At 70.8% G+C, this 17,566-nt stretch carries 10 protein-coding genes and 1 pseudogene; 5 read left to right on the top strand and 6 right to left on the bottom strand.

Going from position 1 to position 17,566, the window contains the following annotated elements:
• Nucleotides 1-280: 280 nt before the first annotated feature.
• The 3 genes from AC0B9F_RS34725 to AC0B9F_RS34735 form a co-directional block, all read right to left on the bottom strand.
• Nucleotides 281-4,567: a discoidin domain-containing protein gene (locus AC0B9F_RS34725; protein ID WP_472009326.1), complete on the bottom strand. Its 4,287-nt coding sequence runs from the start codon at nucleotides 4,565-4,567 to the stop codon at nucleotides 281-283.
• Between the two features lie 240 nt (nucleotides 4,568-4,807).
• Nucleotides 4,808-5,818, bottom strand: coding sequence for a LacI family DNA-binding transcriptional regulator (locus tag AC0B9F_RS34730; protein WP_472009328.1), 1,011 nt, complete (start codon nucleotides 5,816-5,818; stop codon nucleotides 4,808-4,810).
• Nucleotides 5,819-5,904: 86 nt separating this feature from the next.
• On the bottom strand, nucleotides 5,905-6,525 hold the full coding sequence (locus AC0B9F_RS34735) for a DedA family protein (protein ID WP_472009329.1): 621 nt from the start codon (nucleotides 6,523-6,525) through the stop codon (nucleotides 5,905-5,907).
• 197 nt (nucleotides 6,526-6,722) lie between these two features.
• Between AC0B9F_RS34735 and AC0B9F_RS34740 the strand changes: the two genes are divergently transcribed.
• A complete protein-coding gene (locus AC0B9F_RS34740) occupies nucleotides 6,723-7,766 on the top strand; it encodes a LacI family DNA-binding transcriptional regulator (protein ID WP_472009331.1) in 1,044 nt (347 codons plus the stop codon).
• Nucleotides 7,767-7,792: 26 nt separating this feature from the next.
• On the opposite strand, the pseudogene AC0B9F_RS34745 reads toward AC0B9F_RS34740, so the two are convergent.
• Nucleotides 7,793-9,087: pseudogene (locus tag AC0B9F_RS34745) on the bottom strand (ROK family protein).
• Nucleotides 9,088-9,267: 180 nt separating this feature from the next.
• Here AC0B9F_RS34745 and AC0B9F_RS34750 point away from each other — a divergent pair.
• Genes AC0B9F_RS34750 through AC0B9F_RS34765 form a run of 4 tightly spaced genes read left to right on the top strand, consistent with a single transcriptional unit; the run spans nucleotide 9,268 to nucleotide 13,854 of the window.
• Nucleotides 9,268-10,584, top strand: coding sequence for an extracellular solute-binding protein (locus AC0B9F_RS34750; RefSeq protein ID WP_472009333.1), 1,317 nt, complete (start codon nucleotides 9,268-9,270; stop codon nucleotides 10,582-10,584).
• Nucleotides 10,585-10,598: 14 nt separating this feature from the next.
• Nucleotides 10,599-11,594, top strand: a complete 996-nt coding sequence (locus tag AC0B9F_RS34755) for a carbohydrate ABC transporter permease (protein WP_472009334.1) — start codon at nucleotides 10,599-10,601, stop codon at nucleotides 11,592-11,594.
• Entirely contained in the window at nucleotides 11,587-12,459 is an 873-nt protein-coding gene (locus tag AC0B9F_RS34760) for a carbohydrate ABC transporter permease (RefSeq protein ID WP_472009336.1), read from the top strand. The genes AC0B9F_RS34755 and AC0B9F_RS34760 overlap by 8 nt, the downstream gene beginning before the upstream one ends.
• Before the next feature lie 33 nt (nucleotides 12,460-12,492).
• Nucleotides 12,493-13,854, top strand: a complete 1,362-nt coding sequence (locus AC0B9F_RS34765) for a GH1 family beta-glucosidase (RefSeq protein WP_472009337.1) — start codon at nucleotides 12,493-12,495, stop codon at nucleotides 13,852-13,854.
• Between the two features lie 111 nt (nucleotides 13,855-13,965).
• Here AC0B9F_RS34765 and AC0B9F_RS34770 read toward each other — a convergent pair whose 3' ends face one another.
• A complete protein-coding gene (locus tag AC0B9F_RS34770) occupies nucleotides 13,966-15,060 on the bottom strand; it encodes a DUF1996 domain-containing protein (protein WP_472009338.1) in 1,095 nt (364 codons plus the stop codon).
• Between the two features lie 80 nt (nucleotides 15,061-15,140).
• The gene (locus AC0B9F_RS34775; protein ID WP_472009340.1) at nucleotides 15,141-17,324 is read right to left on the bottom strand and encodes a discoidin domain-containing protein; all 2,184 of its coding nucleotides are present in this window, start codon (nucleotides 17,322-17,324) and stop codon (nucleotides 15,141-15,143) included.
• Between the last annotated feature and the right edge of the window lie 242 nt (nucleotides 17,325-17,566).

Raw genomic sequence — 17,566 nt, forward strand, 5'->3', positions numbered from 1 at the left:
GGGTGGTCCCCTTCGGGCAGGAACGGTGAGGTGGCCCCGTCGCCGGTGCGTGGTGGGGCGTTGTGGGGCGTGGCGGGACGTGGTGAGGCGTGGTGGGGCGTCGCACACTCAACCACCGTCGACAACTGGACGCAATATCTCGCACAGTTCTCGTAAATACTCGACAGTTGAGGGAAGCGGAGCTTCCGCTGCCGATGAATCGCAGGCAGGCCGGCGCAAGCCCGCACCGGACTCGCGCCGGCCCCCTGCTCGTGCGGCGGCGCCTGGAGGGCGCCGCCCGTCACGGGTTGACGTTGATCTTGAAGGTGGAGGTGGTGTTGCGGATGTCGACGGCGTTGCCGCTCAACTCCAGGCCGTTGAAGGTGACTTCGCCGACCGCCGGGCCCTGGTCGGCTTCGGGCATCTCATTGGCCCACAAACCGAAGCCCGACTTGGCGTCGAAGGCGTCACCGCTCTTGCGTGCGCCCGTGATGGAGATGTCGGTGAAGACCGTGTCCTTGATCGGGTTCACCGGCCGGCCGCCCTGGTACTGCGTCTGGAACATGATCCCGCTGTAGGTGGGATCGACGATGTCCACGTGGTTCACCCTGATCCCCTGGAAGACCTTCGACGCGGAGAACAGCCAGATGCCCGGGAAGGTCTGCTGCCCCCAGAAGTGGCCGCCGGCCCGGACGACGGAGATGTTCTCGAAGGTCGTCGGATCGGTCCCGAAGCCGTTCATCGGATAGCCGAAGTCCAGCGACGAGATGGTGATCCCCGAATAGGTCAGCGTGTCCGCGATGTGGATGTTGCGGAAGGTGTTGTGGTAGCCGCCGTAGACGGCCACTCCCGCGGCACGCCAGGTCAGGGTGGTGGTGAGGTTCTCGAAGACGTTGTTCTTCTCGTCCGCGCCGCCCGCGTCGATCGCCGAGAACAGCGCGAAGCTGTCGTCGCCGGTGGCGCGCGCGTCGTTGTTGGTGACGAGGTTGTCGGTGGAGCCGTTGGTCATGTTGACGCCGTCGGCGAACAGGTCCCGTATCCGGGAGTTCTCGATGGTCATCCGGTCGGTGTCGGCGCCCCAGTACAGGCACACGGTGTGCTCGTCCCAGATGTTGTCGATGACGATGTCGGAGACGCCCGAGAAGTCGAACACCTTGCCCGGTCCGTCGATGCGCGAGGTGTAGTTGCCGAAGTAGGCGAAGCCCTTGAACAGCGACCCCTTGGCGGAGGCCTCCGCGCGGAAGCCGATGTCCGTGTTCTCCTGCGAGGCCGGTGCGTGGAAGGCCGTGAACCACGGTCCGGCGCCGACCACCTGCACGGCCTTGCCGTACACCTGGAACTTGCTCGACGTCTCGTAGTCGCCGGGCGGAAGGTAGACGCCGACGAGCTTGCCCGTGGTGTCCATACGGACCTTGTCGAGGGCGTCCTGCACCGCCTGGTGCGTGAAGCCGGCGGGCACGACGTAGGTGGCCGGGTCGGGGTTGGCGACCGGGGTGGCCTGCTCCAGGTCGACGAAGTCGATGGCGTACGTCGACGTGTTGGCGGCGTCCTTCTGCAGCCGGATCCTGCTCCCCTTGGGCACGGTCTCGCCGAGCAGGATGTGCGCCTCGTCGTAGATGTGCCGCGGGGCTCCGGCGCTCGGGGAGTTGCCGGGTGACGCCTCCGCGCCGTACAGCCAGGCGTACTTGGAGGTCAGCGGCAGCGCCTTCTTGAAGACGCCGTCGACGTAGACGTCGATCGTGGAGTCGATGCCGCCGCCGCCCGGCGCGTCCGGGATGGAGAAGCGGGTCACCAGCGTGTTGGTCGCGGCGCGGGTGGTGAACTCGACGTACTCGCCGGTCGCGTCCAGGCTGACGGCCTTGCGGCCGGAGGCCTCACCGGCGATGTCCCCGATGGTCCGGTTGGGGCCCACGACAGTGGCTCCGCCACCGACTGTGCCGTCCTCCGCCTCGTACGTGTCGTACGGCATGTGGGCGCCGCGCCCGACGAACAGCGGCCGGCTGGAGGTGTTGTTCTGGCGCTTGACCGGCACCTCGTTCGCGTCGTCGGCGATCACCGTCTTCACGGTGTACGAGCCGTTGGCCGCGGTCCACGGCCCGAGCTCCACGTCCGCCGAGGCGCCGGCGGCCAGCGAGCCGCTGTAGGCGCCGCTCAGGGTCCTGACCGTGGTCCCCTGGGAGTCGGCGAGGGTGAGTGTGACGCCGTGGCTGCCCGCGGCGCTCGCCTCGTTGCCCTGGTTCTTGAGCGCCACCTTGAAGGTGACGGCGTCCCCGGCCGCCGGGCTGGACGGCGAGGTGGTCACCGAGGCCGCGACCAGGTCGGCGCTCTCCACCGGCTTGACCACCAGGGAGGTGGGGCTGGTGTAGGTGTTGTTGGTCTCGTTCTGCTCGATCACCTTGTCTCCGTCGTCGGCGACGGCACTGAGCTGGTACGTGCCGGCCTCGCGCTGCCCGAGAGAGGCGGTGACGGTGGATTGCGCGCCTGCCGCCAGCGGGCCGACCTGCGCGGTGGCCACCTTGGTGCCGCCGAGCCGTACGGCCACGGTGCTCGCCGGGGCGTCGGCCGGCCCGCTGTTGCGCACGGTGGCCGAGACGCTGACGGCGTCCGACTCCACCGGGGCGGCGGGGGACACGGTCAGCCCGGTGACCTCCAGGTCGGGGTTGGGCGCCGGGATGCCGATCACCTGGAACTCGGCCAACTGGCCCGCCGACGAACCGGAGTTGGCGGTGAACTTCAGCTGCACGTCGGCCACCCGAGCGGACACGGGCACGGTGACGGTGTTGCCCTCGGCCGGGTCGAACGTGTAGCTCTTCGCCGCGACCAGCGAGGTGAAGCCGGCGGCGCTCTGCTCGCGCCCGAGGACCTCGATGGTCTGCGTCCGCCTGGACCAGGCGGAGTCCGGGTTGAGCTTGAGAACCAGGTGGTCGAGGTCGGCGTTGGCGCCCAGCTTGACGGTGAGGGTGTTCGGGTAACTGCCGCCCGCGCCCTCCCAGTAGGTGCTGACGTCGTTGTCGTCGGCGTTCTCGGCGGCGTACGTGTACACCACGGACGAGGCGCTGATCGGCTTGCCCACGGCGAGGTTGGAGCCGCCCCCGCCGCTGCCGTTGCGGATGACGCTGTTGCTCGCCGCGGACCGGTTGCCCGCCGCGTCCTTGGCCCGCACGGTGTAGGTCAGCGTGCTCGTCGCGGGCTGGGTGTCGGTGTAGGTGGTGACGTCGCCCGCGACACTGGCCCGCAGGGTGTTGTCGGCGTAGATCTCGTACGCCGTGACGCCGACGTTGTCCGAGGAGGCGGTCCAGGTCAGCTTGATCTTGCCGTCGCCGGGTTCGGTGAGGGCGAGGTTCCCGGGCGCGGTCGGGGCCTGGGTGTCGCCGGTGTCGCCCTTGCGGGTGACGGTGTTGCTGTTGGCGGACTGGTTGCCGGCCGCGTCCCTCGCCCGCACGTAGTAGGAGACCGTCTCGCCGGCCGGCCGGGTGTCGGTGTAGGTGGTGACGCCCGCGCCGACACTGCTGAGCAGCGATCCGTCCGCGTAGATGTCGTACCCGGTCACGCCCGTGTCGTCGGTGGCGGCGTTCCAGGTCAGCCGGATCTGCCCGGTGGCCGGCTCGGTGAGCGCGAGTCCGGTCGGGGCGCTGGGTGCCTGGGTGTCGCCGGTTGCGGGGCCGTAGACCTCCAGCTCGGAGATCTGCGCCGCGGGCTGGACGGTGTTGGCCGTGACCAGCACCCGCACATACCGGGTGGTGGTCGCGTCGAAGGTGATCGTCGCCGTGTTCCCGCTCGCGGAGTCGAAGGTGTAGGCGCGGGAGGCCGTCAGGTCCGTGAAGTCGGTGCCGTTGGTGCTGCCCTGGATCTTCAGCGTCTGGCTGCGGGTCTCCCAGCCGGCCGGCAGCCGCAGGACGACGCGGTCGACCCGGACGGAGGAGCCGAGATCGGCCCGCAGCCACTGCGGGAAGGCGTTGCCGGCGCTCTCCCAGTACGTGGCCCGGTTGCCGTCGTTCGCGTTCCCGGCGGCGTAGACCTGGGTGGTGGAGCTGGCCGTCAGGGGGCGTCCGGCCGCGAGGTTCGCCGACGATCCCGTCGCGGTGTGCACCTCCAGCTCGGAGAGCTGCGCCGCCTGCCAGCCCGTGTTGGCGGTGACGGCGATCCGGACGAACCGGGTCTGGGTCGCCGGGAAGGCCACCGTCACGGTGTTCGCGGAGGCCGGACTGAAGGTGTACGTCGCGCTGTTCTTCAGGGTGCTGAAGCTGGTGCCGTCGGCGCTGCCCTGGACGGAGAGGGTCTGGTCGCGGCTCTGCCACCCGGCGGGCAGCTTCAGGACGACCTCGTCGACCCGCTCGGTGGCGCCGAGGTCGGTCTGCACCCACTGGGGGAATTCCGGGCCGGCGCTTTCCCAGTACGTCCCCTGGTCGCCGTCGGTGATGTTCGGCGCCGCGTACCCGCTGTGGGTGCTGCTCGCCGACGCGGTGTCCCCCAGCGCGATGTTCGGCCCTCCGGCGGCCCGGGCGGCCATCGCCGGGCCGCCCAGTGCCAGGAGGCTGGTCACGATCACGGTGCTCAGGGCCCGTGATCTCCCTCTGCGGATTGTCATCGGTCCTCGATCTCTCCCCGTAGCCATGGTCGGTTTGAGTTGTCAGCTTTTTGCGCTTGCGGCTCAGAGAGTTGCAGAGGATCGTCCGAACGTCTACGGCTCGGACGAAGACTGTGTCAACGGACGTCACGGTGCGGGAGCTTGGGGAGCGAGGCGGGCCGCCGACCGCGAGACGACAACGGCGCCGGCCCCCGGGGAAGAAGTCCCGGGGGCCGGCGCCTGCTGAAGGTGGTGTGCGGGTCAGCTCACAGGGGCCTGGGCGGTCGAGCCGCGGACCACCAGTTCGGGCTCGAACAGCAGCTCACCGGGGTGGGCCTGGGTGCCCTGGATCTGGGTGCACAGCAGCTCGACCACGGCCCGCCCCATCGCCTCGATGGGCTGCCGGACGGTCGACAGCGGCGGCTCGGTACAGCTCATGAAGGCCGAGTCGTCGAATCCGACGACCGAGACGTCCCCCGGCACGGACAGTCCGCGGCGGCGCACCGCCCTGATGGTTCCGAGGGCCAGCGGGTCGCTCGCGCACACGATCCCGGTGACACCCCGCTCCAGCAGACGCGCGGCGGCCGCCTGCCCGCCCTCCAGGGAGAAGATCGACCGTACGACGAACTCGTCCGGCAGCGTGGTCCCGGCCGCCTTCGCCATGGCCCGTGCGGCGTCCAGCTTGCGCCCCGACGGCACGTGGTCGCCGGGGCCGAGGACGAGACCGATCCGCTGGTGCCCCAGCGAGGCCAGGTGGCGCCATGCCTGCTCGACGGCGACGGCGTCGTCGCACGAGACGCAGGGGAAGTCCAGGCCTTCGATGGACGCGTTGATCAGCACCACCGGGATGTTGCGCTCGGCCAGTTGCCGGTAGTGCTCGTGGGGCGCGTCGGCCTGCGCGAACAACCCGCCGGCGAACACCACGCCGGACACCTGCTGTTGCAGCAGGAGCTCGACGTAGTCGGCCTCGGAGACGCCGCCCTGTGTCTGCGTGCACAGCACCGGCGTCAGCCCCTGCTGCGCCAGGGCACCCCCGATCACCTCGGCGAAGGCCGGGAAGATGGGGTTCTGAAGCTCCGGCAGCACCAGGCCGACGAGCCGCGCGCGTTCGCCCCGCAACTGCGTCGGCCGCTCGTAGCCCAGGACGTCGAGCGCCGTCAGCACGGCCTGCCGTGTCGCGTCGGAGACACCGGGCTTGCCGTTGAGGACACGGCTGACCGTGGCCTCGCTGACCCCCACCTTCTTAGCCACCTGAGCAAGTCGTCGCGTCATACACGCAAGGCTAGCGCAAGCAACGCAAGCGGGTTACGTGCCTCATACATCGGCCGAGCGGGTGCCGCGCAAGCGAGGTGGGGGTGTCAGTCCTGGTGCCGACGCCGCAGCAGGTGCCGGGCGACGAACGCGGCGGCGACGACGCCCAGGGCGATGAGGGCGTAGAGCTGGTAGCGGCTGATCTCGTCGTAGAGGGTGGTGATGTGGGTGCCGGCCAGGTAGGCCAGCGTGGTCCACAGGCCGACCCAGAGCGCGGCGCCGAGGGCGTTGAAGACGAGGAAGCGGCGCCAGGGCATGCCGCTGGTGCCCGCGATGATGCCGTTGCCCTGGCGCAGGCCCTCGATGAACCGGGCGACGGTGACGATCTTGGCGCCGTTGCGGGTGAAGAACTCCTCGGCCCGGTGGAAGCGTTCGGGGGGCAGCAGCACATAGCGGCCCCAGCGGTGGACGAAGGCGCGTCCGCCGGTACGCCCGATCAGGTAGCCGACGTTGTCCCCGGCGACCGCCGCGGCGAACGCGAGCACCGCGACGGCGACGATGTTCAGCCGTCCGGCTCCGGCGTAGACGCCCGCCGCGATCAGGATGGTCTCGCCGGGGGCGGGAATGCCGAAGTCCTCCACGAAGACGACGGCGCCGACGGCCCAGTAGCCGTAGTGGCTGAGCACCGGGGCCAGGTGGGCCAGCGGGCCCGGGAGAGGCGGGGCCATGTGCCCCACCGTACGTCACCGGACCCCCACCGGCCCGGGCCCGGCGCCGAGCCGCGGCAGACCTCGGCCTCCGTACGGGAGCCGCGGCGCGAGCACCGCACCGGCCGGCCGCCCGCACCGGCGTCGCCGCCTCCACCGCCCACCGCATCCCGCACGGGCAGGGTCTGCCCGTCCTGGCGTGCCGTTAGGGTGCGGGCATGAGCAGGCAGACGCCGACCCTGGAGGACGTCGCCCGTGCGGCGGGGGTGTCGCGGGCAACGGTCTCCCGGGTCGTGAACGGCGTACGCAACGTCGATCCCGTGCTTCAGGAGATGGTGCGCCGGGCGATCCAAGTCACCGGATACGCCCCCAACAGGGCCGCCCGCTCGTTGGTGATCCGGCGCGCCGAGACGGTCGCCCTCGTGGTGTCGGGGGTGGGGGACGTCGCGGACGACGACACCCGGAACGCCTTCGTCACCCGGGTCTTCACCGACCCCTTCTTCGGGCGGGTGGTCGGCGGAGTCGTGGGCTTCCTGCGGCCGCGCTCGATGCATCCGGTGCTGATGTTCGCCGAGTCGGCCGAGGACCGGCGGGAGGTGCTGACCTGTCTGCGGCAGGGCCGGGCCGACGGCGCGCTCGTCGTCTCGACGCATCCCGGGGATCCGCTGCCCGCCCAGCTGGCCGAGGCGGGGCTGCCGGCGGTGCTGTTCGCCCGTCCGGCACGGCCGGTCCCGTTGAGCCACGTCGACCTCGATCACCGGGCCGGCGGACGGCTGGCGGCGCGGCATCTGCTGGCGCGTGGCTGCCGCAGGCCGGGCACGGTGACCGGTCCGCTGGACGTGCCCGCGAGCCGTGAGCGACTGGCGGGCTTCCGTGAGGCCCTGGCGGAGGCCGGCGTGACGGACGCGCCGCTCGCCGAAGGGGGTTTCACCCTCACCAGTGGAGTGGAGGCGACGGCGGCGCTGGTGGCCCGGTGCCCCGACGTCGACGGGGTGTTCGCGGCCAACGACCTCATGGCCGAGGGCGCCTGCCGGCTGCTCCAGGAACGCGGGAGGCGGATTCCCGAGGATGTCGCCGTGGTCGGCTTCGACGACAGCGGTGTCGCCGCGTCCTGCCGGCCCGCGCTGACGTCGGTCCGTCAGCCGGTGGAGCGGATGGCCGAGGAGATGGCCCGTCTTCTGGACGCCCACATCCGCGGTGAGCGCACCGAGCCGGCCTCGGTCGTCTTCGCCCCGCAGCTCGTCACACGGGAGTCGGCCTGACGCTCCCTCGCTTCACGGGCCTGTGCTCACGCGAGCCGTCGCCCGAGCCCGGCCTTCCACGGTGGCGCCGGCTTCCGCGTGCCCGAAGAAGCCGGCCGGCGCCGCCCGCCGTGGGCGAAGAAGTCGCCCAGCGGCAGGGTGGCCGCTCCGACGGTCACCGCGTCCGGGCCAAGGCGGCCGAGTTCGATGCCGACGCGGGCGGCGGGGTGGCGCAGAGCGTGGGCGAGGGCGTGGCGGCGTACCGACTCCAGGAAACGGGCGCCGAGTTGAAGTCCGGCCCAGCCGCCCACGAGGATGCGCTCGGGCTGGAAGAGGTTGATGAGGTCGGACAGGCCGGCGCCCAGGTACTCGGCGGTCTCGGCGAGGACGGCCGTGGCCACCTGGTCGGGCGCGTCGCCGTCGACCGGGTGGGCGGCGGCGAGGAGTCGCGTCAGCGCGGCCTCCTGATCGGCTCCCGCCGACGGGCTGCCGCCCGCCTCACGCCAGCGCTCGAGGAGTGCCTCGGCCCCCGCGTACGCCTCCAGGCAGCCGAGCGCGCCGCACCGGCAGCGTCGCCCCCGCACCCGCACGGTGAGGTGGCCCCACTCGACCGCCCGGCCGTCGGCGGCGTCGTCGGTGACCACACAGGCGCCGACACCGGATCCGAAGAGCACCACCACCGCGGAGCGGGCGCCCCGTCCGGCGCCGAACCACATCTCGGCCTGCCCCAGGGTCTTCGCCCCGTTGTCGATGAAGTACGGCACCCGGCTGGTAGTTGGCTGCAGGCGCGCAGGAGGCGTTCCAGCGGAACCGCGTCCCAGCCGATCGTCTGGCCGTGCACGACGGCACCGTCGGTGGCGGTGGGCTGGACGATTCCCGGCACCCCGACGCCGACGCCCAGCAAGCTGGCCGCCTCGACGCCGGAGGTCTCAAGGACCTCTGCGACACCGTCGTGGATGTGGCGGAGGACGACACCGACGTCGTACTCGCCCGGCTGGGTGAAGGGCCGTTCGGTGCGGGCGAGTTCGGCGAGGGAGAGGTCGAACAGCTCGACGCGTACCCGGGTTTCCCCGACGTCGACGCCGATCATGTGGGCGCTGCCGGGTGCGATGCGCACCAGAGCGCGGGGACGGCCGCGATGGCCGCCGGCGCCGCCGGAGTCCTCCAGCAGTCCGTCGGAGAGCAGTTCGCCCACGACGTTGCTGATCGTGCCCGAGCTCAGGCCGGTTGCGGGGATGAGCTGGAACCGGCTCATCGGCCCGTCGAAATACAACTGTTGCAATACGGCCGTCCGATTCTCTCTTCGCAGGTCACGTACGGTGCGACCACTGCGCGCTGCCACCCGGGCCTCCTCGTGTGCCGCCGTCGTCGGGGGAAGTGCTGCGCCGGACTCTTGACGACGCCTCACCCCACGACTTAACTCACGTTCTAAATTAAGCCATGGGGGGCTTCGGTGCCGAACGGGGTCGGCTCCGGTGACACCTTCACGGCTCTCGCCTCCCGGAAAGGGACACCAGGAGCCATGCGCAACATCAGAGCCGCGGCCCTCAGCGCCGTCACCTTGTCTCTCGCCCTCACGGCCACGGCCTGCGGCGGCGGTTCGTCCACCGGTGGCGGGTCCGACGACTCGCCGAAGACGCTCACCTACTGGGCCTCCAACCAGGGCGCGAGCATCGAGGTCGACAAGAAGGTCCTCCAGCCGGAACTCGACAAGTTCGAGAAGCAGACCGGCATCAAGGTCAAGCTGGAGGTCGTCCCCTGGTCCGACCTGCTCAACCGCATCCTCACGGCCACCACCTCCGGCCAGGGCCCCGACGTGCTGAACATCGGCAACACCTGGTCGGCCTCGCTCCAGGCGACCGGCGCCCTGCTGCCCTGGGACGCGCAGAACTTCGGCACGATCGGCGGCCGGGACCGCTTCGTCGACTCGGCCCTGGGTTCCACCGGCGTGGCCGGCAAGGACCCGGCGGCGGTGCCGCTGTACTCGATGGCGTACGCGCTCTACTACAACAAGCAGCTCTTCGCGGAGGCCGGCCTCACCAAGCCGCCGGCCACCTGGGACGAACTGGTCGCCGACGGCAGGAAGATCGAGGCCAAGGGCAAGAACGGACTGGGCGCCGAGGGCTCGAACCTGTCGAACAACATCCACCAGGTCTTCGTCCTGGCCCGCCAGCACGGCGCCGATTTCTTCACCCAGGACGGCAAGCCCGACTTCACCAGCGACGGCGCGGTCGCGGCGGTCAAGCAGTACGTCGACCTGATGGCCAAGGACAAGATCGTCAACCCCGGCAACGCCGAGTACGCGCAGAACCAGTCGCTGAGCGACTTCGCCAAGGGCAAGACGGCGATGGTGCTGTGGCAGACCGCCTCCGCCACCTTCAAGTCGCTCGGGATGAAGGACTCCGACTGGGGCGTGGCCCCCGCGCCGGTGCAGTCGGGCGCCCCCGGCACGGACACCCAGGTCAACTCCATGGTCGCCGGCATCAACATGGCGGTCTTCAAGAACACCCACAACCTCGACGGCGCCAGGCAGTTCGTGAAGTTCATGACCAGCGACACCGAGCAGAAGATCCTCAACACCGCCTACGGGTCCATCCCGCCGGTCAAGTCCGCCCAGTCGGATCCGGCGTTCAACGCCCAGGGCACCGCGGTCCTGCGGCAGACCCTGGCCGCCAGCGCGCAGGCGCTGCCCCAGGTGGCCGACGAGTCGCAGTTCGAGACGGCGGTGGGAACGGCCGTCAAGGAACTCTTCGCCGACGCCGCGGCCGGCCGTGCGGTGACCACCGAGTCGGTGAAGGCCAAGCTGGCCAAGGCGCAGCAGCAGATGCCCGCGAAGTGAGCCGGGACGCCCTGATGACGACCACTGTTCCCGAGCCGGACACCCGGGCGGTGCACAAGAACTCCCCCGGTGCGGCGCGCGGCCCCCGCCGCCGCACCGGGCGGATCCGCCGTATCGGACTGCCCTACCTGCTCCTGCTGCCCGCCCTGCTGCTCGAACTGCTCGTGCACCTGGTGCCGATGGTCATCGGCATCACCATGAGCTTCAAGCAGCTCACCCAGTTCTTCATCCGCGACTGGAGCAGCGCCCCCTGGTCCGGCCTCGGCAACTACCGCCTGTCGGTCGACTTCGACGGCCCCGTCGGCGAGGCGCTGCTGCACTCCTTCCTCGTCACCTGCGGCTACACCGTGCTGTCGGTGGGCCTGTGCTGGCTCCTCGGCACGGCCGCCGCGATCTGCATGCAGGACACCTTCCGCGGCCGCGGCCTGCTGCGCACCGTCTTCCTGGTGCCGTACGCGCTGCCGGTCTACGCGGCCGTCATCACCTGGGCGTTCATGTTCCAGCACGACAACGGCGCGGTGAACCACATCCTGCACGACCAGCTGCACCTCACCGACCAGCCGTCCTTCTGGCTCATCGGCGACAACAGCTTCTACGCCCTGCTGATCGTCTCGGTGTGGAAGGGCTGGCCGTTCGCCTTCCTCATCGTGATGGCCGGGCTGCAGAACATCCCCGGCGAGCTGTACGAGGCGGCCGCCCTGGACGGCGCCGGGATGTGGCAGCAGATCCGCCGTATCACGCTGCCCTCCCTGCGCCCGGTCAACCAGGTGCTGGTGCTGGTGCTGTTCCTGTGGACGTTCAACGACTTCAACACCCCGTACGTCCTGTTCGGCAAGGCCGCCCCGGAGGCCGCCGACCTCATCTCCATCCACATCTACCAGTCGTCGTTCGTCACCTGGAACTTCGGCACCGGATCGGCCATGTCCGTCCTGCTGCTGCTCTTCCTGCTCGTGGTGACGGGCGCGTACCTGCTGTTCACGTCCCGAGGGAGGAAGCCGGCCGATGTCTAGCACCTCGCCCGCGCCGCGCTCGCCGATGGCGCCGCCGCGCTCCTTCCTGTGGTCCCGGCGGATCTTCCTGACGCTGCTGACCGCGTTCGTGCTGCTGCCCGTGTACGTCATGGTCTCCAGCTCGCTCAAGCCCCTGCAGGACGTCTCCGGGAAGTTCCGCTGGCTGCCCAGCGGGCTGACGATCCGGCCGTACATCGACATCTGGTCCACGGTCCCGCTCGCCCGCTACTTCACCAACTCGCTGATCGTGGCGGGCGCGGCCACGGTCTGCTCGGTGGTCATCGCGGTGTTCGCCGCGTACGCGGTCAGCCGCTACGACTTCCGCGGCAAACGCGTGTTCACGGTGACCGTGCTGTCCACGCAGATGTTCCCCGGCATCCTCTTCCTGCTGCCGCTGTTCCTGATCTACGTCAACCTCGGCAACGCGACCGGCATCGCCCTGTTCGGCTCGCGCGGCGGCCTGATCCTGACATACCTCACGTTCTCGCTGCCGTTCTCCATCTGGATGCTGATCGGTTACTTCGACTCGGTGCCGCGAGACCTGGACGAGGCGGCACTGGTCGACGGCTGCGGACCGCTGCGCGCGCTGCTGCGGGTCGTGGTGCCGGCCGCGATCCCCGGCATCGTCGCGGTGGCCGTCTACGCCTTCATGACCGCCTGGGGCGAGGTCCTGTTCGCCTCCGTCATGACCAACGACACCACCCGCACGCTCGCGGTGGGCCTGCAGGGCTACTCCACGCTCAACGACGTCTACTGGAACCAGATCATGGCCGCCTCGCTCGTGGTCAGCGTCCCCGTGGTCGCCGGCTTCCTGCTGCTCCAGCGCTACCTCGTCGCGGGTCTCACCGCGGGCGCCGTGAAGTAGCCCCCTCCCTCGCTGTCTTCCGAAAGGTTCTCCGTGTCCGACTCGATCGACCTCGCCGCCTTCCCGCGCGACTTCGTCTGGGGCACCGCCACGTCCGCCTACCAGGTCGAGGGAGCCGTCGCCGAGGACGGCCGCGCGCCGTCCATCTGGGACACCTTCTCCCACACCCCGGGGAAGATCGACCACGACGACCACGGCGACGTCGCCTGCGACCACTACCACCGCTGGCCCGAGGACGTCTCCCTGATGCGGGAGCTGGGCACGGACGCCTACCGCCTGTCCCTGGCCTGGCCCCGCGTGGTGCCCGACGGCGACGGCGCCGTCAACGCCAAGGGCCTGGACTTCTACGACCGGCTGATCGACGGCCTGCTCGCGGCGGGCATCACCCCGAACGTGACCGTCTACCACTGGGACCTGCCGCAGGCGCTCCAGGACCGCGGCGGCTGGACCGAACGCGCCACCGCCGAACACCTCGCCCGCTACGCCTCGCTCGTCGCCGAGCGGCTGGGCGACCGGGTCACCCAGTGGTCCACCCTCAACGAACCCCTGTGCTCGGCATGGATCGGCCATCTGGAGGGCCGGATGGCGCCCGGGCTGACCGACCTGACCGCCGCCGTGCGCGCCTCCTACCACCTGCTGCTCGGCCACGGCCTGGCCGCCCAGGCGATCCGGGCGGCCGTCCCCGGCGCCCGCGTCGGCCTCGTCACCAACCACTCCCCCGTCGTGGCGGCCTCCACGCGCCCCGAGGACATCGCGGCGGCCGGCCGGATGGACGGCCACACCAACCGGTGGTGGCTGGACCCCGTCTACGGTCGCGGCTTCCCCGCCGACATGCGCGAGCTGTACGGCGTCGACCTCCCGGAGCGTGCGGGCGACCTCGAGACCATCGCCGTGCCCCTGGACTGGCACGGGCTGAACTACTACTTCCCGGCCACGGTCGCCGACGACCCGGACGGGCCTGTCCCCCACGCCCGCGAGGTCCGGCTGCCCGATGTCCCGCGCACCGGCATGGACTGGCAGATCGACGCCGACGGTCTGGAGAGCCTGCTGATGCGCCTCACCGACGACTACGGCATCCGCCGGCTGTACGTCACCGAGAACGGATCGGCGTTCTCCGACACCGTCGCCCCCGACGGCACCGTCGCCGACCCGGGCCGGGTGCGCTATCTGGAACAGCACGTGGCGGCGTGCGCGCGGGCCCTGCGCAAGGGCGCCCCGCTCGCCGGTTACTACGCCTGGTCCCTGCTCGACAACTTCGAGTGGGCCTACGGCTACGACAAGCGCTTCGGTCTGGTGCACGTCGACTACGCGACGCAGAAGCGCACCGTCAAGGCCAGCGGGCGACGCTACGCCGAGCTGATCCGGGCACACCGCGAGGGGGCCGCCACCGCCTGAGCCTCCCCGTCCCACCCGCTCGGGCCCCGGCCGCCGGACACACTCCGGCGGCCGGGGCCCGGCCGTCCCGCGCTCGGGCGGGGACGGCCGGGCCGGGGCAGCGCCCTGCGCTCAGGGCAGCCGGTAGTCGGTGTTCAGTGCCGCGCCCGCCTCCGGGTGCGTCTGGTCGTAGCCGCGGGCGTCGCACTGCAGGCCGCCCACGATGCAGTGGTCGACCAGAGCCTTGAGCGTGCGGTCCTCCCAGGCGTTGAAGAAGTCGTAGTGGAAGGAGTAGCCGCGGCCGCTGGCCAGCCGTACCTGGGACATGTCGCCGTTGACCGGGAACGCCATCTTGAACTCGATCATCGGCAGCGCGACCGGGTGGTCGGCGGGGCAGATGTTGTCGTTGGTGCCGGGCTTGACGACCGGATATGCCATGTGGCTCTTGTGGTCGGGGGTGTCGAGGTACTTCCCGTCCCAGCAACTCGGCGCCTGGAAGCGGATGTTGAGCTGGACGTCGGCGCGGCTCGGGCAGGTGGCGGGGAAGTCGACGTTGAAGTAGCTGTCGCCGCACTCCCAGCCCTCGACGAAGCCGCGGTGGTGGCGGAACTCGTCGGCGGTCTGCATCGGGCTGCCCACCACGAACCGCAGCCCCTTGGGGAAGGGCCGCACGCTGGTGTAGTCGGTGACGCCGGCCTTGTAGTAGATGGTCTGCGGGCCGACGGGCAGGATCTTCCGGTCGCCGTTGTACAGGGAGGGCATCCAGTACCCGGAGGCGTCGGCGGGCGCCTTGCAGGTGGTGGCGCCGCCGTCGAGGGAGGCGGTGGTGCTGCCGGCGTCGGTCGAGGTGTTGCCCATGAAGGTGTGGTCGTGGGACTTGCCGGGCTGGCCGGGGTAGACGATCGGGTCGTCGGGCGCGGTGTGGGTGACCGAGCAGTTGGCCTGGAACTCGTGGAAGTAGCGCGGCGGAGGGGTGGCCGTGGACGGGATGACGCCGGTGACCTGCGGGACCGCCGGGATGTAGCCGTCGCCGTCGGGGTCGTCGCCGGACGCCTGGGTGGAGACGGCCGTCATGTGGCCCGTGTGGGCGGCGGTTGCCGCCGTGGGAGCGGCGCGGCCGGTGCCGGCGTCGGTGGTGGCCGAGGCGATGGTGCCGACACCGAGGGCGCCGGCGATCAGCGCGGTGCCGAGGAGGAGTGCGGGGAGTCGGTGCGGACTCGGTCTCATGGGATCTCCTGCCCGTGGGGTGGGAAGAGGACCGCGCGCCCGGGTGGGTGCCGCGCGGGTTGGTGCCTGTCAGCGGTCTGTCAGCCGTAGATGCCGATCTCGTGCAGGGAGTAGCCCCAGCCGGTGCCGCGTGCCGTCAGTTGCAGGCGGACGTAGCGTGCGGTGGCCGAGACGCCGATGGTGTCGACGTCACCGTCGCCGGCGGTCGTGGAGTACACCGAACGCCAGGTGGTGCCGTCGTCCGAGACCTGCACCGCGTAGGACGTGGCGTAGGCCGGGTCCCAGACGAGCTGGAGGGTGCGCAGGGCCTTGGCGGCGCCGAGGTCGACCTGGATCCACTGCGGGTCGCTCCAGTCGCTGGCCCAGCGGGTGTCGGCGCGGCCGTCGACGGCCAGCTCCGGGGTGCAGGGGCAGTCGCCGTAGGACTGCTGGGAGGAGGAGGCGGTGGCGGGCCGGTTCAGCGCCAGGTCGGTCCCGCCGACCGGCGGGGCCACCACCTTCACGGACTTGGTCTCGATGCCGGCGTTGCCGTGCCCGTCCTCGGCCTGGAGGTACACCTTCCACACGCCGAGCTTCTGCGGGGCGGTGACCGCGAAGGTGCCGTTGCCGGTGGAGCGCCACTGCGCGGGGACGAGGCTCTTGTCGCCGTTGGCGTAGTTGCCGCTGAGGAATATCTTGTACGTGACCGGGTCGCCCTCGGGATCGCGCACGTCGGCGTGCACGGTGAACTCGCCGCCGGCCGGCGCCGAGGAGGCGGGGCTGACGGTCATGCCGCTGATGACCGGGGGTGTGTCGCCGACCGCGGTCGTCCCGGTGTAGGCCCGCTTCACGGCGTAGTACGACAGCCGTTTGAGCCCGTCGGGCAGGAGGTTGAACCAGACGCCGCCGAAGTCGTGCTCGGTGCCGTAGTGGAAGAGGGTGGCGCCCAGGGCCACGCCCTGGTGGCCGGTGACGCAGTTCCACGCCTTGGTGTACCCGTCGGCCTTCTGCACGTCGGTCGGCTCGTCGGGGACGCCGTTGACGTCGTTCGGGACCTCCCACTCCCCCGCCGGGCCGGTCTCGGTGATGATGTACGGCTTGGTGTAGCCGCCGTCGATCCAGTCCTGACGGACCTTGCACACGTTGCTGTACGAGTTCATCGCGTACAGGTCGAGGTCGGGCGCGTTGCGCTGGTAGTAGGGCCAGGCGCCGGTCCACGCGTCGGTGGAGGTCACCGGGTGGTCGGGGTCGATGCTGTGGATCTTCTTCGCGACGTCGTCGACGAAGCTGGTGTAGGCGTTGCGTTCCGCCTCCAACTGGGCGCCGCTGTAACAGTTCTGGAGCCCGAGGACCGACTCGTTGCCGACGTTCCACATCAGCGTCGCCGGATGGCTCTTGTAGGCGTCCACCCACTTGGCGAACTCGGTGAGCGCGTTGGTCTTGTACGTGGTGTCCGTGACGTAGTCGACGCAGCCGCCGGCGCCCGGCCCGCCGCCCGGCTGGAGCCAGAAGCCGTTGATGACGCGGATGCCGTTGGCGGCCGCGGTGTCCAGCAGCGGCTTGGTGGAGGCGTCGGTGCCCCAGGTGCGGATGGTGTTGGCGCCCATGGCCTTCACGTCCGGCATGTAGGCCGGGGCGTCCGAGACCGCCGGGCCCCACGTCACACCCTTGACGGTGTACGGCTGCCCGCCCACGGTGAGGCGCCAGTCGCCCTGGGTGCCCTCGACCTTGACGGCGCCGCCGGACGCGGGCGGCGGGGTGGTGCCGTCGGCGGAGCCGAAGACCTGGAACTCCCACAGCGAGTACCCGTATCCGCCGGAGCGGGTGATGCCCTGCATGCGGACGTAGCGGCCGGTCCCGGACACGGCGAGGTCGTCGGTGCCGCCGTCGCCGCCGGTGACCGTCTTCAGGGTGCGCCAGTCGGTGCCGTTGTCGGAGGCCTGGATCGCGTAGTCCTTGCCGTAGGCGGCCTCCCAGGTCAGGACGACCCGGCTGAGGTCGGCCTGCCGGCCCAGGTCGACCTGGAACCACTGCTGGTCGCTCCACTGGCTGGCCCAGCGGGTGGTGGTGAGGTTTCCGTCCACCGCGGCGGCGGCCGCGTAGCCGTCGCCTTCCTGCGAGGAGGCGGTGGCGGGGCGGCCCTGGGACAGGAGGGTGTCGGCCGCGTGGGCGCTCGGGGCCAGCGCGAGGGTGGTCAGCGACGAGGCGATGAGGGCGCCGAGCGCAAGCAGGGCCGAGCCGGCGCGGCGGCGGGGCGGGGGGACGGTGAAGGGCAGTCTGGGCACGGGTGCTCCTGACGGGTTGGTTCGCCGAAGGGAGAGCGGCGTGCGGGGGCCTGTGCTTCGCCGGCCCTGGTGGTCCCGTTCGACGGTGACGCCGGCCTGCCGGCCGGGGGCGGTTGCCGGGGCGGACCGTGACGGACACGGCCCTGGGAGAGCGCTCTCCGAACCATGCCCGGCGGCCACCCGTCGGTCAAGGAGCCCGGAGCATTTTTCCTACGCCTTGATTTAAGAGGTGATCTGCCGTG

This window comes from Streptomyces sp. NPDC097129 (assembly GCF_055668065.1).